26 protein-coding genes are annotated in these 22,906 nt (G+C 41.1%); 17 read left to right on the top strand and 9 right to left on the bottom strand.

Going from position 1 to position 22,906, the window contains the following annotated elements:
* Positions 1–7: 7 nt before the first annotated feature.
* Both FSB76_RS06970 and FSB76_RS06965 read left to right on the top strand, forming a co-directional pair.
* On the top strand, positions 8–361 hold the full coding sequence (locus FSB76_RS06970) for a four helix bundle protein (RefSeq protein ID WP_147052914.1): 354 nt from the start codon (positions 8–10) through the stop codon (positions 359–361).
* Positions 362–412: 51 nt separating this feature from the next.
* Entirely contained in the window at positions 413–1,195 is a 783-nt protein-coding gene (locus FSB76_RS06965) for a succinate dehydrogenase/fumarate reductase iron-sulfur subunit (RefSeq protein ID WP_147052913.1), read from the top strand.
* Between the two features lie 117 nt (positions 1,196–1,312).
* On the opposite strand, the gene FSB76_RS06960 is transcribed toward FSB76_RS06965, so the two are convergent.
* Positions 1,313–2,062, bottom strand: coding sequence for a hypothetical protein (locus FSB76_RS06960; RefSeq protein ID WP_147052912.1), 750 nt, complete (start codon positions 2,060–2,062; stop codon positions 1,313–1,315).
* Between the two features lie 1,174 nt (positions 2,063–3,236).
* Between FSB76_RS06960 and FSB76_RS06955 the strand changes: the two genes are divergently transcribed.
* From FSB76_RS06955 to FSB76_RS06945, 3 genes are all read left to right on the top strand, one after another.
* Positions 3,237–4,685, top strand: a complete 1,449-nt coding sequence (locus FSB76_RS06955) for a circularly permuted type 2 ATP-grasp protein (protein WP_147052911.1) — start codon at positions 3,237–3,239, stop codon at positions 4,683–4,685.
* A 107-nt stretch (positions 4,686–4,792) separates the two neighbouring features.
* Positions 4,793–5,728, top strand: coding sequence for an alpha-E domain-containing protein (locus tag FSB76_RS06950; RefSeq protein ID WP_147052910.1), 936 nt, complete (start codon positions 4,793–4,795; stop codon positions 5,726–5,728).
* Positions 5,729–5,889: 161 nt separating this feature from the next.
* Positions 5,890–6,873 (top strand): transglutaminase family protein, encoded by a 984-nt coding sequence (locus FSB76_RS06945; RefSeq protein WP_147052909.1) that lies wholly within the window; start codon positions 5,890–5,892, stop codon positions 6,871–6,873.
* A 239-nt stretch (positions 6,874–7,112) separates the two neighbouring features.
* Here the strand turns inward: FSB76_RS06945 and FSB76_RS06940 are convergent, their stop codons facing one another.
* The gene (locus tag FSB76_RS06940; protein WP_158642857.1) at positions 7,113–7,601 is read right to left on the bottom strand and encodes a TlpA family protein disulfide reductase; all 489 of its coding nucleotides are present in this window, start codon (positions 7,599–7,601) and stop codon (positions 7,113–7,115) included.
* Positions 7,602–7,643: 42 nt separating this feature from the next.
* Positions 7,644–8,663: a Gfo/Idh/MocA family oxidoreductase gene (locus FSB76_RS06935; protein ID WP_147052907.1), complete on the bottom strand. Its 1,020-nt coding sequence runs from the start codon at positions 8,661–8,663 to the stop codon at positions 7,644–7,646.
* 243 nt (positions 8,664–8,906) lie between these two features.
* On the opposite strand from FSB76_RS06935, the gene FSB76_RS06930 reads away from it, so the two are divergent.
* The 10 genes from FSB76_RS06930 to trmB all read left to right on the top strand — a co-directional run bounded on the left by FSB76_RS06930 (position 8,907) and on the right by trmB (position 16,321).
* Complete coding sequence (locus tag FSB76_RS06930) at positions 8,907–9,326, top strand: cobalamin B12-binding domain-containing protein (protein WP_147052906.1); 420 nt, start codon at positions 8,907–8,909, stop codon at positions 9,324–9,326.
* Between the two features lie 12 nt (positions 9,327–9,338).
* Positions 9,339–10,121, top strand: coding sequence for an enoyl-CoA hydratase/isomerase family protein (locus tag FSB76_RS06925; protein WP_147052905.1), 783 nt, complete (start codon positions 9,339–9,341; stop codon positions 10,119–10,121).
* Between the two features lie 555 nt (positions 10,122–10,676).
* Positions 10,677–11,279, top strand: a complete 603-nt coding sequence (locus FSB76_RS06920) for a hypothetical protein (RefSeq protein WP_147052904.1) — start codon at positions 10,677–10,679, stop codon at positions 11,277–11,279.
* A gap of 179 nt (positions 11,280–11,458) precedes the next feature.
* Entirely contained in the window at positions 11,459–12,889 is a 1,431-nt protein-coding gene (locus FSB76_RS06915) for a sigma-54-dependent transcriptional regulator (protein ID WP_147052903.1), read from the top strand.
* A 4-nt stretch (positions 12,890–12,893) separates the two neighbouring features.
* Positions 12,894–13,103: a hypothetical protein gene (locus tag FSB76_RS06910; RefSeq protein WP_147052902.1), complete on the top strand. Its 210-nt coding sequence runs from the start codon at positions 12,894–12,896 to the stop codon at positions 13,101–13,103.
* Between the two features lie 162 nt (positions 13,104–13,265).
* Positions 13,266–14,309, top strand: a complete 1,044-nt coding sequence (locus FSB76_RS06905) for an AI-2E family transporter (RefSeq protein ID WP_147052901.1) — start codon at positions 13,266–13,268, stop codon at positions 14,307–14,309.
* Positions 14,310–14,462: 153 nt separating this feature from the next.
* Complete coding sequence (locus FSB76_RS06900) at positions 14,463–14,729, top strand: YtxH domain-containing protein (RefSeq protein WP_147052900.1); 267 nt, start codon at positions 14,463–14,465, stop codon at positions 14,727–14,729.
* Between the two features lie 73 nt (positions 14,730–14,802).
* The gene (locus tag FSB76_RS06895) at positions 14,803–15,153 is read left to right on the top strand and encodes a phage holin family protein (RefSeq protein WP_147052899.1); all 351 of its coding nucleotides are present in this window, start codon (positions 14,803–14,805) and stop codon (positions 15,151–15,153) included.
* A gap of 5 nt (positions 15,154–15,158) precedes the next feature.
* A complete protein-coding gene (locus FSB76_RS06890; RefSeq protein WP_147052898.1) occupies positions 15,159–15,605 on the top strand; it encodes a hypothetical protein in 447 nt (148 codons plus the stop codon).
* Between the two features lie 65 nt (positions 15,606–15,670).
* Positions 15,671–16,321, top strand: a complete 651-nt coding sequence (gene trmB, locus FSB76_RS06885) for a tRNA (guanosine(46)-N7)-methyltransferase TrmB (protein ID WP_147052897.1) — start codon at positions 15,671–15,673, stop codon at positions 16,319–16,321.
* Between the two features lie 35 nt (positions 16,322–16,356).
* On the opposite strand, the gene FSB76_RS06880 is transcribed toward trmB, so the two are convergent.
* Complete coding sequence (locus FSB76_RS06880; protein WP_147052896.1) at positions 16,357–17,169, bottom strand: SMI1/KNR4 family protein; 813 nt, start codon at positions 17,167–17,169, stop codon at positions 16,357–16,359.
* Positions 17,170–17,343: 174 nt separating this feature from the next.
* On the opposite strand from FSB76_RS06880, the gene FSB76_RS06875 reads away from it, so the two are divergent.
* Entirely contained in the window at positions 17,344–17,676 is a 333-nt protein-coding gene (locus tag FSB76_RS06875) for an MGMT family protein (protein ID WP_147052895.1), read from the top strand.
* Positions 17,677–17,890: 214 nt separating this feature from the next.
* Here FSB76_RS06875 and FSB76_RS06870 read toward each other — a convergent pair whose 3' ends face one another.
* On the bottom strand, positions 17,891–18,250 hold the full coding sequence (locus FSB76_RS06870) for a VOC family protein (RefSeq protein WP_147052894.1): 360 nt from the start codon (positions 18,248–18,250) through the stop codon (positions 17,891–17,893).
* A gap of 218 nt (positions 18,251–18,468) precedes the next feature.
* On the opposite strand from FSB76_RS06870, the gene FSB76_RS32335 reads away from it, so the two are divergent.
* Positions 18,469–18,645: a DUF6496 domain-containing protein gene (locus FSB76_RS32335; RefSeq protein WP_192910132.1), complete on the top strand. Its 177-nt coding sequence runs from the start codon at positions 18,469–18,471 to the stop codon at positions 18,643–18,645.
* 67 nt (positions 18,646–18,712) lie between these two features.
* Here FSB76_RS32335 and FSB76_RS06865 read toward each other — a convergent pair whose 3' ends face one another.
* The 4 genes from FSB76_RS06865 to FSB76_RS06850 form a co-directional block, all read right to left on the bottom strand.
* Entirely contained in the window at positions 18,713–19,216 is a 504-nt protein-coding gene (locus tag FSB76_RS06865; protein ID WP_147052893.1) for a hypothetical protein, read from the bottom strand.
* A gap of 70 nt (positions 19,217–19,286) precedes the next feature.
* Entirely contained in the window at positions 19,287–20,258 is a 972-nt protein-coding gene (locus FSB76_RS06860; protein ID WP_147052892.1) for a Gfo/Idh/MocA family protein, read from the bottom strand.
* A 113-nt stretch (positions 20,259–20,371) separates the two neighbouring features.
* Positions 20,372–21,358: an L-glyceraldehyde 3-phosphate reductase gene (gene mgrA, locus FSB76_RS06855; RefSeq protein ID WP_147052891.1), complete on the bottom strand. Its 987-nt coding sequence runs from the start codon at positions 21,356–21,358 to the stop codon at positions 20,372–20,374.
* Positions 21,359–21,511: 153 nt separating this feature from the next.
* The gene (locus FSB76_RS06850; RefSeq protein WP_225976441.1) at positions 21,512–22,837 is read right to left on the bottom strand and encodes a bifunctional folylpolyglutamate synthase/dihydrofolate synthase; all 1,326 of its coding nucleotides are present in this window, start codon (positions 22,835–22,837) and stop codon (positions 21,512–21,514) included.
* Positions 22,838–22,906: the final 69 nt, after the last annotated feature.

Genomic DNA, 22,906 nt, shown 5'->3' with positions numbered 1-22,906 from the left:
CTAAACCATGCATAATCTGAAGGAATTGAAAATTTGGCAAAAGGCGATTGATTTGGCAGTTGATGTATATAAAGCAACTGTAAATTATCCAGCCGATGAACGGTTTGGATTAACGAGCCAGATACGTAGAGCCGCTGTTTCAATTTCATCGAATATTGCAGAAGGCGCGGGCAGGAATTCGAAAAAGGAGTTTTGTAACTTTTTAGGTATAGCCAATGGTTCGGCTTACGAGTTGCAAACACAATTGGTTATATCAAATAAATTGAATTTATTAAAGGATGATTTGTTAAACGATTTGCTTAAACAAATTGAAGAATTGCAGAAGATGAACTATGCATTTCAAAAAATGTTATTGAATTAGTAAAAACAAAATATCTCATATCTCAAATCTCATATCTCAAATCTAAATAGAATGAACGGAAATATGAACCTGACGCTGAAAGTATGGCGTCAAAAAAATGCTCAAACATCGGGCAAATTCGTGACTTACAAGGCCGAAAATATTTCGCCTGATATGTCATTTTTAGAAATGCTTGACGTTGTTAACGAAAGTTTGACCCATAAAGGCGATGAGCCTATTAACTTTGATCATGATTGCCGCGAAGGTATTTGCGGCATGTGCTCATTATATATCAACGGCCACCCGCACGGGCCAAAGCGTGGTGTTACCACCTGCCAGCTACACATGCGTACCTTTCATGATGGCGAAACCATCACGATTGAACCGTGGAGAGCTTCGGCATTCCCCGTTGTGAAGGATTTAGCGGTTGATCGTTCGGCGTTCGACAGGATACAGCAGGCTGGCGGTTATGTTTCGGTTAACACAGGTGTAACTACCGATGGTAATGCCATCCTTATCCCAAAAGTTATTGCCGACGAAGCATTTAACTCTGCTACCTGTATTGGTTGTGGCGCCTGCGTGGCAGCGTGTAAAAATGCGTCGGCCATGTTGTTTGTATCTGCAAAAGTTACCCAACTGGGCTTGTTGCCGCAAGGCCAGCCAGAGCGTTATAGCCGCGTACAATCAATGGTAGCCCAAATGGACAAAGAAGGATTTGGCAGCTGTACCAATACCGGTGCCTGCGAAGCCGAATGCCCTAAAGAGATTAAGCTTACTAACATAGCCCGCATGAACAATGATTTCTTTAGCGCTAAGTTGTTCAGGGAAGAGGAAATTCATGATGTAAAACACTAAACTATTTTAGCGTGCTATTTGAGATGCCCGGGATTTCTTCCGGGCATTTTTTTTGCCAGGTAATTACCACATCGGGGACTTCTATTGGTAAACTCAAGCGCCAGAATCAGTAAGCGATTATTTGCTAACTAACGTGCCCTTTAATGGCCACGTAGGTTTTAGATCTAAGCCCATAAAAGCAGAAGATTGCCCCTCGGCCAAAGTTTGAAGGTAACTATTTAGGAGGTTGCCGGCCTTTATAATCGAATTTTCGGGGTCGCGTGTTCGATAACGATTATCGGTAAGCCGAATAGTCTGACCCCTTGCGCTTTGCCATCTGGTGATATTGATGCTCATAAACCAGGAATAATAAACACTATAATTTATTTGAAGCAATTCCCATTGCTTGTTATACTGATTGGTGTCCCCGTTAAGTTCAAGGGTATATAATTGAAACTGCTTATCGGTTATTGTTTGTAAAGCCAGTAATGAATTATCGCCTCCGCAATCGTTATATTTATCATCATATTCTTTTTTAAGATCATTAAAATCAATGATGTATTCGATATAAAGATCATGATATAGTTCATGCGAAGCAATCAGCGCCCGGCGGTTACGGGTAGCACCATCCCGGATATGCTGGCTAAAACTCAAATGGGCACGTTCTTCAATTTCGCTTTTTGTGCGGCCACATTCGCTGCAAAACAGGCCATCCTTGTATTCCTGTACATTGAATTCGTATTTTTTTCGCCGGGCTTCAATTTTTGATTTAATCTTTTCGAATTTTATTTTACAGCCATCGTCGGCATTATCGGCCAAAACAGAAGTTTGCGCCGATACAGAGCGGTAACTTGCCAGGAAAATGATAATACCTAAAATAGTTTTCATGTTCAAAAACCCGAAAAGCTTTAAGCAGGATGGTTTAAATATGGCTGGCTATGTTATAAGCTTACTACCAAATTAAGCAGAATATTTTTGATATACTTAGAATCTGTCTAAAAACGGAAATTATTCATTGCCGTTGACTTCAGTCAACGGTAAAAAAATTATAATTGCTGGCTTTAGCCAAATTATTCAAGCGGACTTTGGCTAAAGCCACTCACCTTTCAGCCATTATTCCGTTGACTAAAGTCAACGGCAATGATTTTTAAGTGATACATAAATAATCTAAATCAAATTTAGACAGCCTCTTACAATTGGAATATTATTTAAAAAAGCAAGGGTTTGGTTACCAGCAATTACCCAGGCGTCACACAGCGATGAAAAGCCTGAAACATGGACAGGGATGCGGGCAAAGGCTTGTAGTGTAATAGCCCGGCAGGCGCTTTAGCCAATGGCTGAAATACGATAAAACTTCAATCTGATTCATCTCTGATTGAAATCATCCACCATTTTCCTCTCCGGTTAACAAAGTAATGATAAACCGAAAAGCCCGTATCGTCAATAAAAAAGTGAATATTGGCTTTGGCTTTGCCCGTTTGTTCCGGCCTGCAATTACATTATTTTCGGGCTGTGCATGGGCAAATAACCAGTTTCTTTTTTAATAAATTTTGTGGTATCGCTTTCACCTTCGCCGCCAATTATCGTTAACTTTAGCGAGAACTCGATCCTTGATATTTGAAACACAGAATCGGTGCTAAACCTATTGAAGAATATATTGAAATTCTCTGATGCAGTATCAACTGCATTGAACTTTGTTGTTGTTTTAGCATGCAACAGGCCTTTTACCCGTTTGCTGTTATGGCAGGCCGGAAGCAACAATAACACTGCCATACATAACAAGCCATACTTTTTTTGATTTGAAATAACATGAGTAATTGTACAAGGTTTACACAAAGATACACTGCCGGGGGCTAATAATTTAGACAGAGAGAATCAGTCTTTAAAACAAGTTTTATTGATATAAATTACCATATCAATACTTAAACTTCATGAAAAATGAAAAATCAATTAAAATAATCCTAAAAAATTCAAAATAATTTGCTTTTTTATCAAAAACACTTCATAAATTACATTTTTAAAAAATAACTGATTAATAATCTTTAAATCTTCACAATTTCACATGCAGGAATCAGCTTATTTTGATAAATATAACCCAATAGGTGGTGTTTGGGACGAAATGTATGGCCTGGATAACAATGTTCGTGAACATTACCGCAAGGTAATTGAATATATTTCGCAGGAATCGGCCGACGATCTGAACAAAAAAGAAGAGTTGGCCAAACGTCTTTTTATGAGCCAGGGTATTACCTTTACGGTGTACAACAGCGGCGAAGGCATTGAGAAAATCTTCCCCTTTGATATTATTCCGCGCATTATTACCGCCAGCGAATGGGCTTTTGTTGAAAAAGGTATTAAGCAGCGCCTTACCGCGCTAAACCATTTCCTGAAGGATATTTACAATAACCAGTTTATTGTAAAGGATGGCATTGTGCCCATAGATATCATTTACTCGTGCCCGCACTTTTTGCGCGAGATGTACCAACTGAAGGTGCCTTATGATATTTATGTACATATCTCGGGCATCGATCTTATCCGGGACGAAGACGGTACTTTTTATGTGCTGGAAGATAACCTGCGCACCCCATCAGGCGTGAGTTATATGCTGGAAAACCGCGAAATAACCAAACGCTTATTTCCGGATTTGTTGCCCCAATGCGGCGTACGTAGTGTTACCGAGTATCCAACCATATTGTATAAAAACTTGCTGGCGTTATCGCCACGACAAATCTCAAATCCCACTATCGTGCTGTTAAGCCCGGGTATTTATAACTCGGCTTATTTTGAGCATACCACCCTGGCCCGCCTGATGGGTGTTGAACTGGTGGAAGGGCGCGACCTGGTTGTAAATAACCATAAGGTTTATATGAAAACCACTACCGGGCTGCAGCAGGTAGATGTAATTTATCGCCGGGTGGATGATGAGTATTTAGATCCGCTGGTGTTTAATCCTGCAAGTATGCTGGGTGTAGCAGGCATTATGGGTGCTTACCGCAAAGGTAATGTAGCCATTGTAAATGCTATTGGTACCGGCGTGGCTGATGATAAAGCGGTTTATGTATATGTGCCAGATATGATACGGTATTACCTGAACGAAGAGCCAATCCTGAAAAACGTACCTACCCATCAGTTAGGCAACCCCGACGAACGCGAGCATGTGTTTAAAAACCTGAATAAAATGGTAGTTAAAAAAACCAACGGCAGCGGCGGTTATGGCATGCTGATGGGCCATGCGGCATCGGAGGAAGAAATAGAAGAATACAAAAAAGAAATACTGAAAGATCCCCGTAATTTTATAGCACAACCAACCATCAGTCTTTCGGCGGCACCATGTTACATGCAGGGCTCATTAAAGCCACGCCGCATAGATTTAAGGCCTTACGCATTGTACGGCCCCGATGGTATTGAGATTGTACCCGGCGGATTAACCCGTGTGGCTTTAAAAGAAGGCTCATTGGTAGTTAACAGTTCGCAGGGTGGGGGAAGTAAAGATACATGGGTGCTGGCGTAAAGCCCCCGGCCCCCTGAAGGGGGAGTGAAAATAGTATAGTTGAATTTTAAATAAACATCCCCCTTATCGTTCCCCCTTCAGGGGGTTAGGGGGCTTAAGGAGCTAATATGTTAAGCAGGGTTGCAGCAAGTTTTTATTGGTTAAGTCGTTACATTGAGCGCAGCGATGGGATGCTGCGGATGCTCAAAATTAATTATGCCTCATCGCAGGATACTGTACAGGAATTTACCTGGGAGCCGGTGATCAGGATTTTTGCCGGAATTAAAGAGACGGAAATTGAAAAACTGGAGAATGACAGCCGGGCGGTTTTAAAATACATGGTTACGGGCAAAAACAACCCTAACTCGATACTGAACATTATAACACTGGCAAGGGAAAATGCCAGGGGCGTGCAGGAACACATCTCAAAGGACCTTTGGCAGTGCCTTAACGAATACTATCACACCGTAAAAGATTCGCGCCTGGAGCGCTCCCTGCAGCGCGAGGACCCTATTGGGGTGCTTGATATATTAATAAAACAGGTAATGCTTTATTACGGTACGGCAGAAATTACGATGGAGCGTGGCGAAGGCCGAAGCTTTATGAATATTGGCAAATACCTGGAGCGGGCTATACAATCGGTAGATATTTTGGATACTAAATTCAGTTCGGTAAGCGACAACCCCGACTTGCTGACAGATACCACCTACTGGAAACATCTTTTGCTGTCATTAGGCGGATATGAACTTTACCTGAAAACCTATCGTGAGGGGTTTGAGGCAGAAAACGTACTGGAGCAGGTGGCATTAAATAACGATTTCCCCCGCTCGGTTATTTACTCGGTAAACAATATACACCGTTATTTTGACAGGTTGAAAAACGACAGCAACGTAGATACCTTCCGCGAAATGTCGTTCCAGATAGGCAGGTTGCAAAGCCGGATCAAGTACAGTTCGGTAAAGAGCATCCGCGATGAGGGGCTGCATTTATTTTTGACACAAACCAGGAAAGAACTTTATGGGATAGGTAACTCATTAAACGAATATTACTTTGCAAACTCATAATTTTAATTTGAGAATTTGAAGATTTGAGAATTTGAAAATTACTTGTTTAGGGGTCGTCCATTATGATTTATCACAAAATCATTTTCAAATCTTTAATTAGCAAATTAGTTTCATTTTCAAATCTTCAAATTCTCAGATTTTCAAATTAATTAATTGAACACATGCCCGACTTTAAGATACAGCATATTACCAAATACAGTTACGAAGGAATGGTACGCGACAGTGCCAATCAGATTGTTCTTTATCCTATTAAGGACGAATACCAGGATGTAACACACCACGAGTTGAATATAACCGGCAACCCGGTGGTAGATACTCATATTGATTACTATGGTAACGAAATAGGTAGTTTTACTTATAGCGAGCCACATTCGGTAATGGTTATCAATTCAAAATTAAGTGTAACCACCAGACAGCGGCCATTACCTGTTACAGATATTTTCCCTGACCAACAGTGGGAATATCTTAAGCACATCCAATACATGGTGCCTTATATTGACTTTTTGAAACAGGAATATTTTGAAGGCCTTCCCGAACTGCAGGTTATTGTTGAGCAGGAGCGCGCTCATGATGATACACCATTCCAGATAGCGCTTCGCTTTTGCGGCTACGTATACCAAAACTTTGAATATATTAAAGGAGTAACCACTGTTGAAACTACGCTTGATGAAGTGTGGAAATTAAAAGCCGGTGTTTGCCAGGATTTTGCACACATTTTGATGGTAATGCTGCGCCTGCTAAAAATACCTGCACGCTACGTGAGCGGTTATATTTGTACCAATAGCAGTACCATGCGGGGCGAAGGCGCCACTCATGCCTGGGCCGAAGCCTACATCCCGGACTATGGCTGGCTGGGTATCGATCCTACCAATAACTGCATAGCCAATGAAACCCATGTGCGTTTGGCCGTTGGCCGTAATTTTTCAGATTGTTCGCCGGTAAAAGGTGTTTACAAAGGCACATCCGGGCATAAGCTTGAAGTTGCTGTTAGTGTAGATGATGACGAGAGTACTTTTACAAGTATTGATGATAAAGCCCACCATGATAATGCCATAGAGCATCGTGCAACCGATAATACAGCTAAAAACAGTTATCAAAGGTATATGGAGATTATTCAGCAGCAGCAGCAACAACAGCAACAGTAGATGTGCAGATATGCAAATTTCAGATGTGCAGATGTTGGTCGCGTTTGATAGATGTTTTGATTTTTATAAATGGCCAATCGTGCCGATGCGATTATTATAAAAAAAGCCTTGCAGTTTTTCAACACTGTAAGGCTTTACTTTTTGTGATAGACTTTTTAATATTGAAATCTTACATCAAAAAATCATCTGCATATCTGCACATCTGCATATCTGCATATCTGAAATCTGCACATTTAATTTTACACTTTCTTAATGGCATCCATCAGCACCGGAATTTTTGGAACCTTATCATAAGCCTGTGCAAGTTTTCCGTTTTTATCATAAATGGCAATGTACGGCGTGGTTTGCACGTGGTAATAACGCTGTACTACGTAGGTATATCCCTCGGTACCTATAATGATGTTATGATATTTAGCCAAATCAAAATCGCGCTGAAACACCTGTATAGCCTTTAGCTGGTTCACAAAAGTGATCATTACAATTTGCACCCCTTTTAACTTATCCAGTTCGGGCTTTAAATCATACATCAGGTGCTGGCAATGGCTGCAATCTGGCGAAAAATAAATCACCATCACCGGCTTGTTTTTTTTCAGGTCGGCAGGCGTAACATAAACGCTGTCGGTAGTTAATATGTGGTATGGTGCAATTTTGCTATTGGCAGGCATGGTTTGCGCCTGACTACAGCCGGCAGCTACAATAAGGCAAAGCAACAAACATATTCTTTTCATTATGTTGATATAAATTTTCATTAAAGCATAGTTACGATATTTTTAGCTTTCCAGCAATTCTATCTGCCAGGCTATATCCTCTTCGGTTATGGGGAATAACGCATTTTCGCGTATAGTATGATACACGGCATCAAATAAACCATTATAATTACCTTTATCTGACGGAACCCACTCTACAGTTTTTTCATTATCAACTCCCATCAACACCAGTTTACCCTCGCTACCTTCAGGTTCAACACCAAAACCTGCTGCATCCGGCATTATTCCGGCGTCAAGTTGCGCCTCCTGCACATCAGTACGCAGCTTTACAAAACTGCCCAATGTGCCATGTACAACAAAACCCGGCAAATGTTCGGCAATCAACAGGCCCGACGTTAGATAAACGTTTAATTGGTTGGGGTAACTTAAGTGAATATGAAAATAATCATCTACCTGCGATCCCGGCCGGTGGATGGCTGTTGTTTTTACATAACTTAACGGCCGGCCAAAAATACTAATGGCATTGTCAACCAGGTGCGCCCCCAAATCGTAAGTTAAGCCATTACCAGGCGTTTCTTTAGTTTCCTTAAATTGTTTTACACCGATAGGCATACGGTACCTGTCGAGCCTGAAATGCACCTCTATTAGTTCGCCAAGGCGACCACTTTCAATCACCTTTTTTACAGAGATGAAACCACTATCATAACGGCGGTTGTGGTAAATCATTACATTTAAACCAAGCTGCCTGCCCAAATCAAATAGTGCCTTCACTTCGGCCGAAGTAACTGCTGCCGGTTTTTCAATCAGCACATGTTTGCCCGCATTTAATGCCCGCGTGGCGTAGTCAAAGTGGGTATTGTTTGGTGTATTAACAATTATCAACTCAATTTCAGCATCATTCAGCAGTTCATCCACGGTATCGTAGCTAATTACATCAGGATATACTTTCCCCGCCTTTTTTTCATGGCGTTCTACTACAGCTTTAAATGTGAAGCCAGGGTTTGTTGATAAAAACGGCGCGTGAAAGATACGGCCCGACATACCATAGGCCATAAGCCCGGTTACTATTGGTTTTGTTGACATTGATATTTATTTGCCTTTAGTTATGGAGTAAAAATAAGATTATTTGTGAGAGGTTTATTTAAGATTAACAAAGTTGTTATGAAGCTGATGCGAGTGCCGGCAAAAGTGGTTTGAAAAATAGCAGATACGCAGCGGCATGCGGGATTCTTGCAGCAGCCCAATATTTGTGGCATCGATAGTAACTTCTTTTATTCAAAATTCATTATTCGATATTATACTTCGTTCTTATTACTTTTACAATGTATGAGTAATAACTTTAACCGCCCCATTCGCGTTCTTGTTGCCAAGGTAGGGCTCGATGGTCATGACCGTGGTGCACGTATTATAGCTACCTCGCTGCGGGATGCGGGGATGGAAGTAATTTATACAGGCCTTCGACAAACGCCCGAAATGGTAGTTAATACGGCATTACAGGAGGATGTGGACGCCATTGGTATTTCTATACTATCCGGAGCACACATGACAGTTTTTCCCAGGATATTAAAATTGATAAAAGAAAAACAAATGGATGATGTGCTTGTCACGGGCGGCGGCATTATCCCAAATGATGATATGATTGCCCTGAAAGAGCAGGGGGTAGGTGAACTTTTCCCTCCCGGTACTAATACACAGGATATTGTGAAATACATTACCGATTGGGTGCACCAGCACCGCAATTTTTAAATAGCTATACCAATGGAATTTGAAAACATATTGACAGAAACGAGAGATAGCATCCAGTATATTACTATCAATCGCGAAAGTAAGCTTAATGCCCTTAACAGGGCCACCCTAGCCGAATTACATACTGCCTTTGTTAATGCTTTTAACAACCCGGCAGTAAGCGGCATTATCATAACCGGGGCTGGTGCCAAGGCCTTTGTTGCCGGCGCCGATATCAGCGAGTTTGTTAACCTTGATGCCGAAAGCGGTGCAGCCCTGGCCCGCAATAATCAAATTGATGTTTTTGACCTGATTGCCAACGGCAATAAGCCTGTTATAGCTGCAATAAATGGTTTCGCTTTAGGTGGCGGATTGGAATTAGCCTTAGCTTGCCACATTCGGATAGCTGCCGAAACTGCCAAAATGGGCTTACCCGAAGTAACACTTGGCCTGATACCCGGCTACGGCGGTACCCAACGCCTTACCCAGTTAATAGGTAAAGGCAAGGCGTTGGAGATGATATTAACCGCCGATATGATTACCGCCACTGATGCATTGCAATATGGCCTGGTAACTCACGTAGTTAGCCAGGAAGCGTTATTAGCAAAAGCCGAAGAGTTGATGTTGAAAATTATATCAAGGGCGCCGCTGGCCCTTTCCGCTGCCATTCGCTCTGTTAACGCCGGCTTAATAGATGGGGTAAACGGCTATGAAACGGAAATAGATGAATTTGGCAAATGTTTTGGCACCGAAGATTTTAAAGAAGGAGTAGCCGCTTTTTTACAGAAACGTAAAGCGGAGTTTAAAGGGAGATAATTATTGAATTATTGAATTATTGAATTATTGAATTATTGAATTATTGAATTATTGAATTATTGAATTATTGAATTATTGAATTATTGAATTATTGAATTATTGAATTATCAGATCTTAAAATCAAAATTCAAAAACTCCGGTAACCTTGACGGATCCCGGTTCAAATAAAATTTGCTAATTCTTAAATTCTGTAAATTCTGATTCAGATAAATGCATAGCCTGTGCCGTAGGCAATACTTGGAAAAGAGTCAAGAGATTAGAGCAGGAATCAAGAAGTTTGGTTTCACTTTTTTCGCCATCGTCGTATTTTACGCAGAAAATACCTTTCTGTGCACCCAAACCCCATGTTAAACCAGTGTTAATTCTGACACTAAAAAAGCAATTCAAAAGCTATTTTACAGTGGCTTGACTATTGTACCGTATGGGTCAAAAAATAAATTATTGTCAATCAAACGGTTAAATACACATGACTTTGGGATGAAAAATCATATATGTTTTGGTGCTTTAATTTGCCTTGTGTTTAAAACAAAACAAAATCAAAACACAACAATTGTTATGAAAAATTCATTCAAAATTTCAGCTTTAATTTTAGCTTTTGCCGGTTTAGGTCTTGGTGCATCAGCTCAAACAACAACTACTACCACAACAACTACTACTACTACAACCATCCCGGGTGGCATTCGTTACAGCATTGGCGTTGATGCGGGTATTCCTGTAGGCAACTTTAAAGATAATTACAAATGGAACTTAGGCGGATCATTGCAGGCTGATATCCCGGTTTACAAACAACAGTTATTTGTAACCATTAACGTGGGTTACAACAATGTTTTTGGCAAAAAGAATATTGGCGGTGTTGCCAATGCAGATGTTACCGATTTTAAATTATTGCCAGTTAAGGCAGGTTTAAAATTCTTCCCTATCGAAAACTTTTATGTACAGGGCGAAGCAGGTGCCGCATTTTTGTTAAACAAATCTGATTTAGCTGCCAATAAATCAACTGCGTTTGTTTACGCTCCGCAAATTGGTGTTCAGTTCCCGGTAAGCAAAAGCAGCTTTATTGATGCCGGTGTACGTTACGAAGCAACTACCAAATATGTAACCGGTGTTGATGCAAGCAAAGTGAATTTTATAGGTGTACGTGTAGCCTACGGTTTTTAATATCGATCCTACTTTTACCTGAAAAAATAAAAGAGGCGGCCGGTTACGGCTGCCTCTTTTTGCTTTTTGTAGATATTTTTTTAACCAATGAGACAACTATAATTCAATAAAATCGTACAAATAGATACATTCTTTGTAATTTAACACCTTTAATACATTTTACCACTGTAGTAACCGATATGAAAAAAATCCTCATCATTGATGATGAAGTTAATGTAGCCTTACTGCTATCTAAATTTTTAATTCGCAACGGCTTTGATGTAAGCACCGCATCAAGCGGTACCGGCGGGATGGAAGCCCTTAAAGTTGGCGATTATAACCTGGTACTGTGCGATTTCAGGCTGGAGGATACCGATGGCCGTGAAATGCTTCGGAATATTAAGACGCATTATCCCAAAACCGGGGTAATTATTATAACCGGCTACTCGGATATAAAAATGGCTGTTGAGCTTATTAAAATGGGCGCATATGATTACATTACCAAGCCATTGTATCCTGACGAAATTTTAAATACAATCAATAAAGCGTTTGAAACCCATTACGCGTTGGTTGAAGAATCTGAAACTGCCGCAACGGTAGTTGCCGATAAGTCGAAAAGTAAAGAAACCAAAAAGCAGGTATTTGCAGGCGAATTTGTGGCCGGCACCAGCAAGGCATCTAAGGAGTTGCTGAGGCAGATTGAACTTGTTGCCCCAACAAATTACAGTGTAATTATTTTAGGCGAGAGCGGTACCGGTAAAGAGTCGGTTGCCAAAAGCATCCATCTGAATAGTCCGCGCCATAACCAACCCTTTATTGCCATGGACTGCGGTTCGTTAACCAAAGAATTGGCAGCCAGTGAGTTTTTTGGGCACGAGAAAGGCTCCTTTACAGGTGCTTTATATACCAAGATAGGCCACTTTGAAATGGCCAATGGTGGTACATTGTTTTTGGATGAGGTAGGTAATCTATCATACGAGATACAAGCCGCCCTGCTGCGTACTGTGCAGGAGCGCAAGGTTAAAAGGATTGGTAGTACCAAGGAAATTGATCTTGATGTGCGTATTATTATAGCCACCAACGAGAGCCTGCAGGAGGGTATCAGCAAAGGCAAATTCAGGGAAGACCTGTACCACCGCTTTAACGAGTTTACCATTTATATGCCGCCACTGCGCGAGCGGGGCGGTGATATTATGTTGCTGGCCGAGCACTTTTTAAGAATAGCCAACAACGAACTGGGCCGTAGCGTAGAGGTATTTGCGCCCGAAGTTATTGATTGTTTTATGAACTATCGCTGGCCGGGCAATATCCGCGAGCTTAAAAACGTAATCAGGCGGGCAGCGCTGCTGGCCGAGGATAACGAGATTACCATGAAAGCTTTGCCGCTGGAAATATCAAACTTTAAAACACCTTCATTTGAGCAATCTACTTATTCGGCATCGTCATCTTTTGAGGCTCCCGATGTTAAGGAAAACCGGCACGATTTAAAAAATGCAGCGCTTGAAGCCGAGTATGAAACAATTATCCGTGTTTTGAGGGAAGTGAATTTTAACAAAACCAGGGCGGCCGAAATTTTGAAGATTGACAGGAAAACTTTGTATAATAAAATGAAAGCCATCAACCTGAAGTAATACGATGGATTTGCAGGAACAGCAAAAAGACGGCGAAGATGACCGGCTGCGCAAGCTGAGGCACGATGTACGAAACCAGCTTTCAAATGTGCACCTGGCTTTAGAACAATTAAAGTACGAGTTGCCTGAAATAAACGAAGAAGTTTTATTTTATATAGAAATGATTGACACAAGTGCTAAAAAGATAAATGAGCTGTTAAGCGATGCAGAGTAAGCAGATAACAACCAAAATACTTTTTAAAAACGCTGAAACTTTTTAGCGTTTTTTTTGTCTCAATTTTAAGGATAGGATCAAAAACTATGAGCCAGGATCGGGGCAACGGTTTACGATTTTCTTTCTTGATTCTTGGATCTGATATCTTGATTCTTATCACCAATGTCAATTTTTAACTACAAACAACGCAACAATATTATCCTGGCCAGTATTATAGTGCTGGGGTGTTTTTTGTTGTATGCGATTAGTGGCTTATTCAGTAGTATTCTTGGCGCTATTGTATTGTATGTTATTTTCAGGCCACTGTATGTTAACCTCGCCGAGAAGCGCGAATGGCCAAAGTCGTTGGCGGCACTTATCATTATTTTTACATCGTTAATCATCATTGTAATACCTTTTCTCATCCTGAGCATTATGGTGGTGGGGAAAATAAAAAGCATCAATATTAAAGACCTGCCCATTGATCAATGGACTACAAAAATTGATGCTTTTGCTGCTGCTAACCTTAATCAGCCCCATTTTGCTGAAGATACACTTCAAAAGTTGGGCTCTTTCGGCACCAGCCTGTTCCCATCTATATTAAGCAGCGCGGCAAGCATTATACTCACCTTGCTGGTTTTGTATTTTATTTTGTATTTTATGCTTACGCAAATGCGCGAGTTTGAAGCGGGTTTGTTAAAATACGCTCCGTTCAGAGAACAGCATGCATTAAAATTTGCAGCTGCCCTACGCGATTCTACCTATTCAAACGTTTTAGGACAAGGAATCATAGCTGTTACCCAGGGTGCACTGCTGGCCAACGGGTTTTTAATATTCGGCATACCCGACCCGGTTTTTTGGGGGGTTATAGCCATATTTATTTCGTTTTTGCCGGTGGTAGGGGCTCCTACACTATGTATACCTGCAAGTATTTTGTTATTTGCGCAGGGCCATAACTGGCAAGGTGTTGCATTACTGGCGTATGGCTTATTATTTATAGGTAACGTTGACAATTTTTTAAGGATGATTATCAATAAGCGGGTGGCCAACACGCACCCAATTATTTCTATCATCGGCGTGTTTATAGGGTTGCCGCTTTTTGGAATTTTAGGACTGGTTTTTGGCCCGGTTTTACTATCTTACTTTTTGTTACTGCTGGAAATATATGAAACCAACCGTATGGCTGCCGATAGGCTTGAACGGATTAATACAGCAACAGAAAACTGACAGGCATTGAACAGTTTTGTAAACACACAATCAAAAAATAACTGACAAAAAAACTATTTACACACAATTAGCATACAAATAATACAATTGATGATATTTGGCAAGGTATTAGTATTAATCAAATCAAATGTTCAACTTTAAATTTATATTACAATGAATGATAACACAAAAGTAGTTGTTGCATTGCTTGCGGGCTTGGCAGCAGGGGCGGCTTTAGGCATTTTATTTGCACCCGATAAAGGTGGAGAAACTCGCGACAAGCTTACTGAATCATTAAAAAATCTTGGCGACTCCATTAAGGAAACTGCCGCTGCTGAGATTGATAACCTTGTTGGCTTAAAAGATAAAGTGGTTGAGAATATTAAATCAAAAATCCGTGGTGCTGAAGAAGAGTACCAGGACGATTTGGAGCACGCATAATTTTATTTAAACAACCCGGATAATTCATTGTAATGAATTATCCGGAATTATAAAATTATTAAACCAACCACCTATGGAAGCCGAAAAAGAAACTCCTCCACCATTGCCACCAATTATTGATCAGTTAAGGGAATACGCCGAAACGCGGTTTAAGCTTTTAAAATATGAGGCTATTGAAAATGGCACTTCAATTTTAGCAAGCGTTATTACAGATGTTGTTGTGGTAATTGGGATGGTGCTGTTCTTCATATTTGCCAGCCTAACCTTGGCGTTTTACCTGGCCGATATACTGCATTCCAACTGGATGGGCTTTGGATGCGTAGCGCTTATTTATCTGATTATCGCTATCATTATTAAGTTGAATAAGAGCCGGATAGAAAAACCGCTGGCCAATATTTTTATTCAAAAAATATTTAAAAGGTAAACATCATGAGCTACCAGATAAGAAGTATAAACGATTTGCAGGATGAAATATTCAGGCTTAAAACGCTGGAAAGCCAGCAAAGTACTGCCTTACGGGCGAGGGTAAGCAGTCCTTCTGCCATATTTTCATCTGTTATGTCGTTATTTCCGCGTTCAGTTGATAGTGATGGTATCCGCAATCCGGGGCTTTTCCATCCGGACATTATAAACCTTATATCAAGATTTGTAATTCCGCTTACTTTAAACAAAACGCTGTTTAAAAACTCCAATTTTTTAGTTAAAACTTTGGTAGGTCTGGTGTCGCAAAAAGCATCCAATTATGTTAACGAAGATTCTGTTTCGGGTGTTTGGGGCACAGTAAAAGGGCTTTTTGAAAAATTCACCAGGAAGAAAAGTAAGGACGAATATAAACCTGAGCCTTATAAAAGACCAATTGCCGGCCCGGTAGTTTAAAGGTATTTTGAACGCCACACCGCTCAATTAGCAGAAAAAGTTATTTTTGCACTTTATTTTATAAAGTGGGAAAAGATAAGTTAAAGCGATTTGCAGAGATTGATACCTTTAGCAATGTGCTACAATTGGATGCGGGCAAACCTTTTAAAGGCGATTGGAGCAAAGGTTTTTTTAATAATGATAATCCGGTAGTTTTAGAGTTGGCCTGCGGTAAAGGCGAATACACGGTAAACCTTGCCCGGCTTTTTCCTGAAAAAAATTTTATTGGTATTGATTATAAAGGCAACCGCATTTGGCGTGGCGCAAAAACTGCTATTGAAGATGGTGTACCCAATGTTGCTTTCTTACGCATCCAGATAGAAAACCTGCTGGATTATTTTGCCGATGGCGAAGTAGACGAGATATGGATTACCTTTCCCGACCCCCAGCCGCAATTAAGCCGCGAAAAAAAGCGCTTAACTTCTCCACGCTTTTTAGATAAATATATCAGGATACTGAAACCATCGGGCTGCGTTAACCTTAAAACCGACAACGATGGCCTGCATGCCTATACAGCCGAAAAGATTGAAGAGCTTAAACTAAAACTACACATCCGTACCGAGGATCTTTACCACTCGCCCTATGCCGATGAAGTGTTATCGATAAAAACCTATTACGAAAAAAAATATTTGAAGGATAACAAGAACATTAATTATCTTAAGTTTTCGTTTGAATAAAAAACAGATGTTTAATGCGCGCGTAAGTCGCACGATTATATCAAATCTTTTAATTTATTTATTGATAATCCATTTTCTATCAGCTTATTAATTAATTGTGCTCCTTGTGTTTCGTCCGATATATTTATGATCACGCTATTTTCGGGCACTTCCGGAAACCTAAGGGCCGTACCTTCCATTTGTGTTTTTAATTCTTCATATCTGTCTTCTGTCTCGCGAATAAATCCTCGTGGTACTTTATTGGGGCTTACCCAAACCCAGCTGCCATTAAACATTCCACGGTATACAGCGTAACCATGAGCAAAATAGTCGGGCTCTTCAAATTTTATATTGGTAATATTTGAAATTTGCGTTATAGTGTATTCAATAGATAAAGCCAACTGAATTATATATTCGTCCTCAACTTCGATTTCGAGCATATTCAAATAGCAGCTAAAATTTGATGCAATTAGTTCTTCAAAATCTGATTCTGTATCAATATATGTTATCTCAGGCTCTAAATTATTCTTCCTGTAATCGAGACAAAGATTCCAGTGACCATCGCCGTCGAATGGAAATAATCCTTCAAGGCTAAAACTCATGTAATCGTCGTATGACCTAAACCATTCAAAATCTGTAATTGACGGATAATTAAGCCCTATTCCTGCAATTACTGAATGAGGAGTGTTTTTTAGTGTATATCTTATGTATCCACCATTTTGAATTTTTAAAAGATTGACATATTCGTAGGGCAACCTAAAGCCAATCAAATTTTCAGCTTCTTTAACCATCTCGTCAGTAAGCGTTGGTTGAAGATACGGTAGATATATAGGAGCTTCCCAAATAGATTTTAGGCTTGATTTATTCATAAGTATTTTAATTACTGCCTTAAAGCTACAGTTTTCTTATAATCCTCAATAAAAAGCGTTCGACATTCGTATTTTTGGGTTCGGGTATTTATAGCCGAAACAAAAAGGATAAGGAGCCGGTCCCCTTTTGGTCAACTTTGTTATCAATATAATTGTATTAAATAAATCAGCTTAATGGACGATATTAACTTTTTTGATAAAGTATACCAGGTGGCCCGGCTGATACCTAAGGGCAGGGTAACCTCATACGGTGCTATCGCGTCTTATCTGGGCACCAAGGGTTCATCGCGCATGGTGGGTTACGCTATGCAGGCGGCAGGCAGGGCCAATCCGCCGGTACCGGCGCACCGGGTTGTAAACAGGCAGGGCTTGCTTACCGCCAAGTTTCATTTCGGAGGTAATACCATGCAGGAGATGCTGGAAAGCGAAGGCGTAAAAGTAACTGACGACCAGGTGCAGGACTTTAAAACGGTGTATTGGGACCCGAATATAGAACTGGCTTTATAGGCTAATGGTTTGAATTATGAGGTAATAGACCCACAATATGCCGGCAAGCTCTATAACGGGTATTATAATTGCTATTACAGGATGGTTTTTACCCTTCAACCATTTGTAAGTTAACCAGCAAATTCCAACTGGAATAATGATGCTAAATATAAAGGCAAACAGGATCAGTGTGAAATCAAATTTGGCTTGCCTGAAGCTGTGACTCATAATAATATTATTTAAGCATCTCCAATAATTCTATCCTGTTCCCAAACGGGTCTATAAAAGAAAATCGCTCCCGGCCAGGAATTGCCGGTTCTTCCATAAACTCCACCCCATGGTTTTGCAAATGCCGGCGTGCCGCGGCAATGCCGCTTATTTCAAAGGCATTATGCCTCGATGTGCGTGGCATGGCTTCCTCGGTACTTAAATGCAGCTGAATATTAGCTATGTTAAACCAATAACCCTTCGATTTGAATTTAGGCCGCTCGATTGGTTCAAGACCTATTACATCGGTATAAAAAATCCTCGCTTCCTCTAATCGTTCGGGAGGTACAACAATCTGGAAATGGTCGGCGCGTTTAAAATTAATCATCTGATTTTTAGAAAACAAAACTACTTATTTAGCATAGCCTGGCAATCTTAGTAACCTGTTATCAGGTAGTTGCCCTTTGATGTATTAAGTAGGCGTACACTTATAGTTTTGCACGAGGCTATCAGTCAAAAGTCGGCTAAAAAAAACAAACAGCAAATAGCCGGCTAAAATTGGCCTCTATTTTGCTTTGCCAAAATATCTACTTAAAAGTAAATATTATGGCAAAGTATTCAGAAAAAGCAAGTGAAAAAGTGGAGAAAACCATGCACGAAATGAAAGAGGGGAAACTTAAAAGCGGCAGCGGTGAAAAAGTGACCAGCAAGAAACAGGCCGTGGCTATCGGTTTATCAGAAGCCCGTAAGGAAGGTGCAAAGGTGCCTAAAAAGAAAAGCTGATATTTAAAAACAACAAAGCCATCAACTTAAAAAGCGATGGCTTTGTTATTATAACTGTTTTAAATATCTACTTAAAATCGGTAGCTATCCAGCTGGCCAGGTTGCCTTCTTTATTAATCTCTATCAGTTTTTCTACATCTTCATCCTTTTTGTGCGATTCTTCCATGCTGTATTTGGTTAGCATTGCCCTTAACGCTACCAGGTTGGCTGTGTTTTTGTCAAAATCGGTTTTATGCTGTAGGGCAAATTTGGCGTATTGCGAAGTGTAGGTAAACAGCAGTTCGGGATTAAGGTCACTAAGGTCATTTACGGCTTTATTAATAGATACAGAAACGCTGTGCGAGCCTTGTACCCAGGCCAAAATAAATAAGCGGGCCGCCTGCCTTTTTTCGCGTTTGTCTTTCCATCCGGTTTGTTGCAGCCAGTCGGCGGTGTTTATTACCTGTTGCTCGTACATATTAAAATCGGCATCAGTAGTTAGTTCGTAATGCATCGGCACATCATATTTTTGGGCCTTTGCTGTTAGTGTAAAAGCTGTGATGATTATAACCAGCGACAGAATTTGTTTCATATTTTAATTGCACTGTTAAATAAATGAACATAGTACTTATGCTCAAACTTCCTTATAAAGGATTTATTGCTCATTTAGTTTTAGTAAATGAATCCATAATATCCATTAAAACAATAGCCTCGTCAATGGAGCAGGGGTTGGGGCCTTCGTTTTTAAAATAAGTTACTATTTTTTCAATCATAGGTTGCTGTATGTGTTGCGGATGCTTAAACGTTACAGTTTCATCTTCAGTATCTGTTTTCCAGGTAACATAATTGCCAAAAAACGGGAAAGTTATTTTTCCTTTTGTGCCGATGATCTCGCAGGTATCAGTGGTTAAACTTTCGGCTACGCTAAAGCACCAGGAGCCATTTACAACCACTTTGTTTTTAAACAGGATTTCGCCGCAAACATGATCATCGGCCGGTGTTGAAGCAGATTGGTTGAGCGAGAAACCATGATATTTTTCCGGTTCGCCAAAATAATATAGCATCAGGTCCAACTGGTGCGGGGCCAGGTCGTGAAAATAACCGCCGCCCGAAAATTCGGGCAATACCCGCCAGTTGGTTTCGCTTTCGGCAATTAGTTTTGGCTTGCGGCTTTGCCACATCCGGATTTGCACCGTACGCACTTCGCCAATTTTTTGTTTGTCAAGCAAATCCTTCACCATTAAAAACATAGGCACTGCCCTGCGGTAATGGGCTACAGTGAGTTTTGCATTGCTTTGTTTTACGGCCGCAGCCATGGCCCTGGCTTCATCGGCATTGCGGGTAACAGGTTTCTCCACATATACATTAAAACCCTTTTCTAAAGCAGATAAAGCATACTCCAGGTGCGATGACGGCGGGGTAGCAATATAAATAGCATTAACACCGGCTTCGGCCATCATTTTATCAGCATCGCTGTACCATTTGCCTACCCGGTGGCGGCTGGCATAGTCGGCTGCTTTTGCTGCATCACGCCGCATAACGGCTAACAGATCACTATCGGCCACTTTTTTAAAGGCAGGCCCGCTTTTAAGTTCAGTCACGTCGCCGCAACCAATTATACCCCAGTTGATCATAGGAAGCCCCCTCTAAATCTCCCCCTGAAGGGGGAGACTTTTAAGAAATTTATTTGGTTAATTATCGTGTGTTAATGCCGCGTTCCAACTTCCCCTTCAGGGGGCCGGGGGGCTTACAATATCGCCTCAATCTGCGCCAGTTCATCGGCCGAAAAAGCAATATTGTCCAGCGCCTTTAACGAGTCGGCCAGTTGTTCGGCGCGGCTTGCGCCAATAAGTACCGATGTAACGCGTGTATCTTTCAGCAACCACGCCAATGCCATTTGTGCAAGTGTTTGGCCGCGTTGCAGGGCAAGATCATTAAGTTTTTTTATCTGGCTCAGGCGTTCTTCCGTTAATTGCGAAGCCTGTAAAAAGCCGGTTGATTTTGCAGCGCGCGAATCTTCGGGGATGCCGTGTAAATATTTGTTGGTTAACATACCCTGTGCCAGTGGCGAAAACGGGATACAGCCCACACCTTCGTTGCCCAATACATCCATTAAGCCACCTTCAACCCAACGCTCAAACATGGAATATTTTGGCTGGTGGATTAGGCACGGCGTACCCAACTCTTTTAATATTTTAATGGCTTTTGCGGCAACATCGGCAGGGTAGTTGGAAATACCTGCATATAAGGCTTTTCCCTGGCGAACGATGAGATCAAGCGCAGCCATGGTTTCTTCCAGCGGTGTTTCGGGATCCGGGCGGTGGTGGTAAAATATATCTACATAATCCAGGTCCATACGTTTAAGGCTTTGATCAAGGCTGGCAACCAAGTATTTTTTTGATCCCCAATCGCCATAAGGGCCATCCCACATGGTGTAACCAGCTTTGCTGCTGATGATCATCTCATCGCGGTAGCCGCGGAAGTCCTCTTTTAAAATGCGGCCAAAATTCTCTTCGGCCGAACCCGGGGGCGGGCCATAGTTGTTGGCCAAATCAAAATGGGTAATGCCGCTATCAAAAGCAAGGTGTAAAATTTTGCGGTAGTTTTCGGTAACATCAACGTGCCCGAAATTGTGCCACAAACCCAGCGAAATAGCCGGTAATTTAATGCCGCTGTTACCACAACGGCGATATTGCATTTTCTGGTATCTGTCTGCAGACGGTAGGTATGTCATATTTATAAAAGGTATGATTGAGATGGATTGTATCGGGAGTAAAAATAGAATTTTAATCAGAATATTTTGTCTGAATCAGAATTTACAGAATTTTAGAATTATCAGAATACGCTCTTATAATTCTGCTAATCGTAAAATTCTGTAAATTCTGATTCACACCACCTCCGCCACCACGAAAGTACTGCCTCCCACAAAAACCAGGTCGTCGTCACCGGCTGCGTTTTGAGCGGCCTGTAAGGCTTGTTTAACAGACGTGTATGTTAAACCCTGTAAACCTATGCTTTCTGCCTTCTGCTTTAAGCTTTCAGCCTCTAATCCCCTTGGGATATCGGGTTTGCAAAAGTAATAGGTAGCCTCTTTAGGGAGCATGCTTAAAACCTTAGTGATGTCCTTATCATTCACCATCCCGATTACAAAGTGGAGGTGTTTATAGTTAACGAACGCAATGTTTTTTAAAACCTCCTGTATACCGTCGGGGTTGTGGCCGGTGTCGCAAATGGTTAAGGGCTTTTCAGTTAATGTTTCCCAGCGGCCATGTAAACCGGTAAGGGTTTTTACCTGCGATAAGGCGGTACGAATATCATCATCACTAATATTGAAACCTTGAATACGCAGCTCATCAATAGCCGTTAAGACAGTCTTTACATTTTTGAGCTGATATGAGCCGGTAAGATCGAGCTGGATGAGTTGTGAGTTGTGAGTTGTGAATTGTGAGTTTTTTGTAGCAGTTAAATCAAGCAGATTTTCTTTTTGGCCTTTGACTTTTGACTTTTGAATTTCCCACGTATCTGATGCAAATAAAAGAGTGGTACGTTCTTTTGCCGCTTTTTCAACAAATACCTGCGCCGTTTCCGGCTGGTTTTCGCCAATAATAACCGGGACGCCGGGTTTAATAATACCCGCTTTTTCGCCCGCTATGAGTGGTAACGTATTGCCCAGGATATTCATGTGGTCCCAGCCGATGTTGGTGATGATGGAAAGTAGTGGGTTGATGATATTAGTAGAATCCAACCTGCCCCCCAGGCCAACTTCAATAATGGCAATATCTACCTGCTCCGTTGCAAAAACGTCAAAGGCAAGACCAACAGTCATTTCAAAGAATGAGGGCCGGATCTCATCAAAATCTTTAAGATGATTTTCAACAAAATCAATCACCGTTTGCTCGCTGATCATTTGCCCGTTAATGCGAATGCGTTCGCGAAAATCTTTTAAATGGGGCGATGTATATAAGCCCGTTTTGTAACCGGCCGTTTGCAATACAGCCGCCAGCATGTGCGATGTAGAACCTTTGCCATTGGTGCCGCCAACATGTACGCTTTTAAATTTATGCTGAGGGTTATCAAGGCGTTTACAAAGTTCGATGGTGTTATCCAGGTTAGCTTTGTAAGCCGAAGCCCCATCGCGTGTAAACATGGGGAGCTGAGTATATAGGTATTGGATGGTGTCTTTATAGTCCATAGTCCATAGTCCATAGTCCATAGTCCATAGCTATGGAGATGTATCTCAAATGTATAAAATAAACTATTGCAGTGAATTGTAAGAAATGAT

This window comes from Mucilaginibacter ginsenosidivorax, from assembly GCF_007971525.1.
Classification (GTDB): Bacteria; Bacteroidota; Bacteroidia; order Sphingobacteriales; family Sphingobacteriaceae; genus Mucilaginibacter; species Mucilaginibacter ginsenosidivorax.
The sequence above is the reverse complement of the archived record's forward strand: the minus strand, read 5'-3'. Positions and strand labels throughout refer to the sequence as shown.

What these genes read in the sequence shown, in the direction of transcription:
- FSB76_RS06970 (WP_147052914.1), top strand. Translation starts at nt 8, where the DNA reads ATGCATAATCTGAAGGAATTGAAAATTTGGCAAAAGGCGATTGATTTG.
- FSB76_RS06965 (WP_147052913.1), top strand. Translation starts at nt 413, where the DNA reads ATGAACGGAAATATGAACCTGACGCTGAAAGTATGGCGTCAAAAAAAT.
- FSB76_RS06960 (WP_147052912.1), bottom strand. Translation starts at nt 2,062, where the DNA reads ATGAAAACTATTTTAGGTATTATCATTTTCCTGGCAAGTTACCGCTCT.
- FSB76_RS06955 (WP_147052911.1), top strand. Translation starts at nt 3,237, where the DNA reads ATGCAGGAATCAGCTTATTTTGATAAATATAACCCAATAGGTGGTGTT.
- FSB76_RS06950 (WP_147052910.1), top strand. Translation starts at nt 4,793, where the DNA reads ATGTTAAGCAGGGTTGCAGCAAGTTTTTATTGGTTAAGTCGTTACATT.
- FSB76_RS06945 (WP_147052909.1), top strand. Translation starts at nt 5,890, where the DNA reads ATGCCCGACTTTAAGATACAGCATATTACCAAATACAGTTACGAAGGA.
- FSB76_RS06940 (WP_158642857.1), bottom strand. Translation starts at nt 7,601, where the DNA reads ATGAAAAGAATATGTTTGTTGCTTTGCCTTATTGTAGCTGCCGGCTGT.
- FSB76_RS06935 (WP_147052907.1), bottom strand. Translation starts at nt 8,663, where the DNA reads ATGTCAACAAAACCAATAGTAACCGGGCTTATGGCCTATGGTATGTCG.
- FSB76_RS06930 (WP_147052906.1), top strand. Translation starts at nt 8,907, where the DNA reads ATGAGTAATAACTTTAACCGCCCCATTCGCGTTCTTGTTGCCAAGGTA.
- FSB76_RS06925 (WP_147052905.1), top strand. Translation starts at nt 9,339, where the DNA reads ATGGAATTTGAAAACATATTGACAGAAACGAGAGATAGCATCCAGTAT.
- FSB76_RS06920 (WP_147052904.1), top strand. Translation starts at nt 10,677, where the DNA reads ATGAAAAATTCATTCAAAATTTCAGCTTTAATTTTAGCTTTTGCCGGT.
- FSB76_RS06915 (WP_147052903.1), top strand. Translation starts at nt 11,459, where the DNA reads ATGAAAAAAATCCTCATCATTGATGATGAAGTTAATGTAGCCTTACTG.
- FSB76_RS06910 (WP_147052902.1), top strand. Translation starts at nt 12,894, where the DNA reads ATGGATTTGCAGGAACAGCAAAAAGACGGCGAAGATGACCGGCTGCGC.
- FSB76_RS06905 (WP_147052901.1), top strand. Translation starts at nt 13,266, where the DNA reads ATGTCAATTTTTAACTACAAACAACGCAACAATATTATCCTGGCCAGT.
- FSB76_RS06900 (WP_147052900.1), top strand. Translation starts at nt 14,463, where the DNA reads ATGAATGATAACACAAAAGTAGTTGTTGCATTGCTTGCGGGCTTGGCA.
- FSB76_RS06895 (WP_147052899.1), top strand. Translation starts at nt 14,803, where the DNA reads ATGGAAGCCGAAAAAGAAACTCCTCCACCATTGCCACCAATTATTGAT.
- FSB76_RS06890 (WP_147052898.1), top strand. Translation starts at nt 15,159, where the DNA reads ATGAGCTACCAGATAAGAAGTATAAACGATTTGCAGGATGAAATATTC.
- FSB76_RS06880 (WP_147052896.1), bottom strand. Translation starts at nt 17,169, where the DNA reads ATGAATAAATCAAGCCTAAAATCTATTTGGGAAGCTCCTATATATCTA.
- FSB76_RS06875 (WP_147052895.1), top strand. Translation starts at nt 17,344, where the DNA reads ATGGACGATATTAACTTTTTTGATAAAGTATACCAGGTGGCCCGGCTG.
- FSB76_RS06870 (WP_147052894.1), bottom strand. Translation starts at nt 18,250, where the DNA reads ATGATTAATTTTAAACGCGCCGACCATTTCCAGATTGTTGTACCTCCC.
- FSB76_RS32335 (WP_192910132.1), top strand. Translation starts at nt 18,469, where the DNA reads ATGGCAAAGTATTCAGAAAAAGCAAGTGAAAAAGTGGAGAAAACCATG.
- FSB76_RS06865 (WP_147052893.1), bottom strand. Translation starts at nt 19,216, where the DNA reads ATGAAACAAATTCTGTCGCTGGTTATAATCATCACAGCTTTTACACTA.
- FSB76_RS06860 (WP_147052892.1), bottom strand. Translation starts at nt 20,258, where the DNA reads ATGATCAACTGGGGTATAATTGGTTGCGGCGACGTGACTGAACTTAAA.
- mgrA (WP_147052891.1), bottom strand. Translation starts at nt 21,358, where the DNA reads ATGACATACCTACCGTCTGCAGACAGATACCAGAAAATGCAATATCGC.
- FSB76_RS06850 (WP_225976441.1), bottom strand. Translation starts at nt 22,837, where the DNA reads ATGGACTATGGACTATGGACTATGGACTATAAAGACACCATCCAATAC.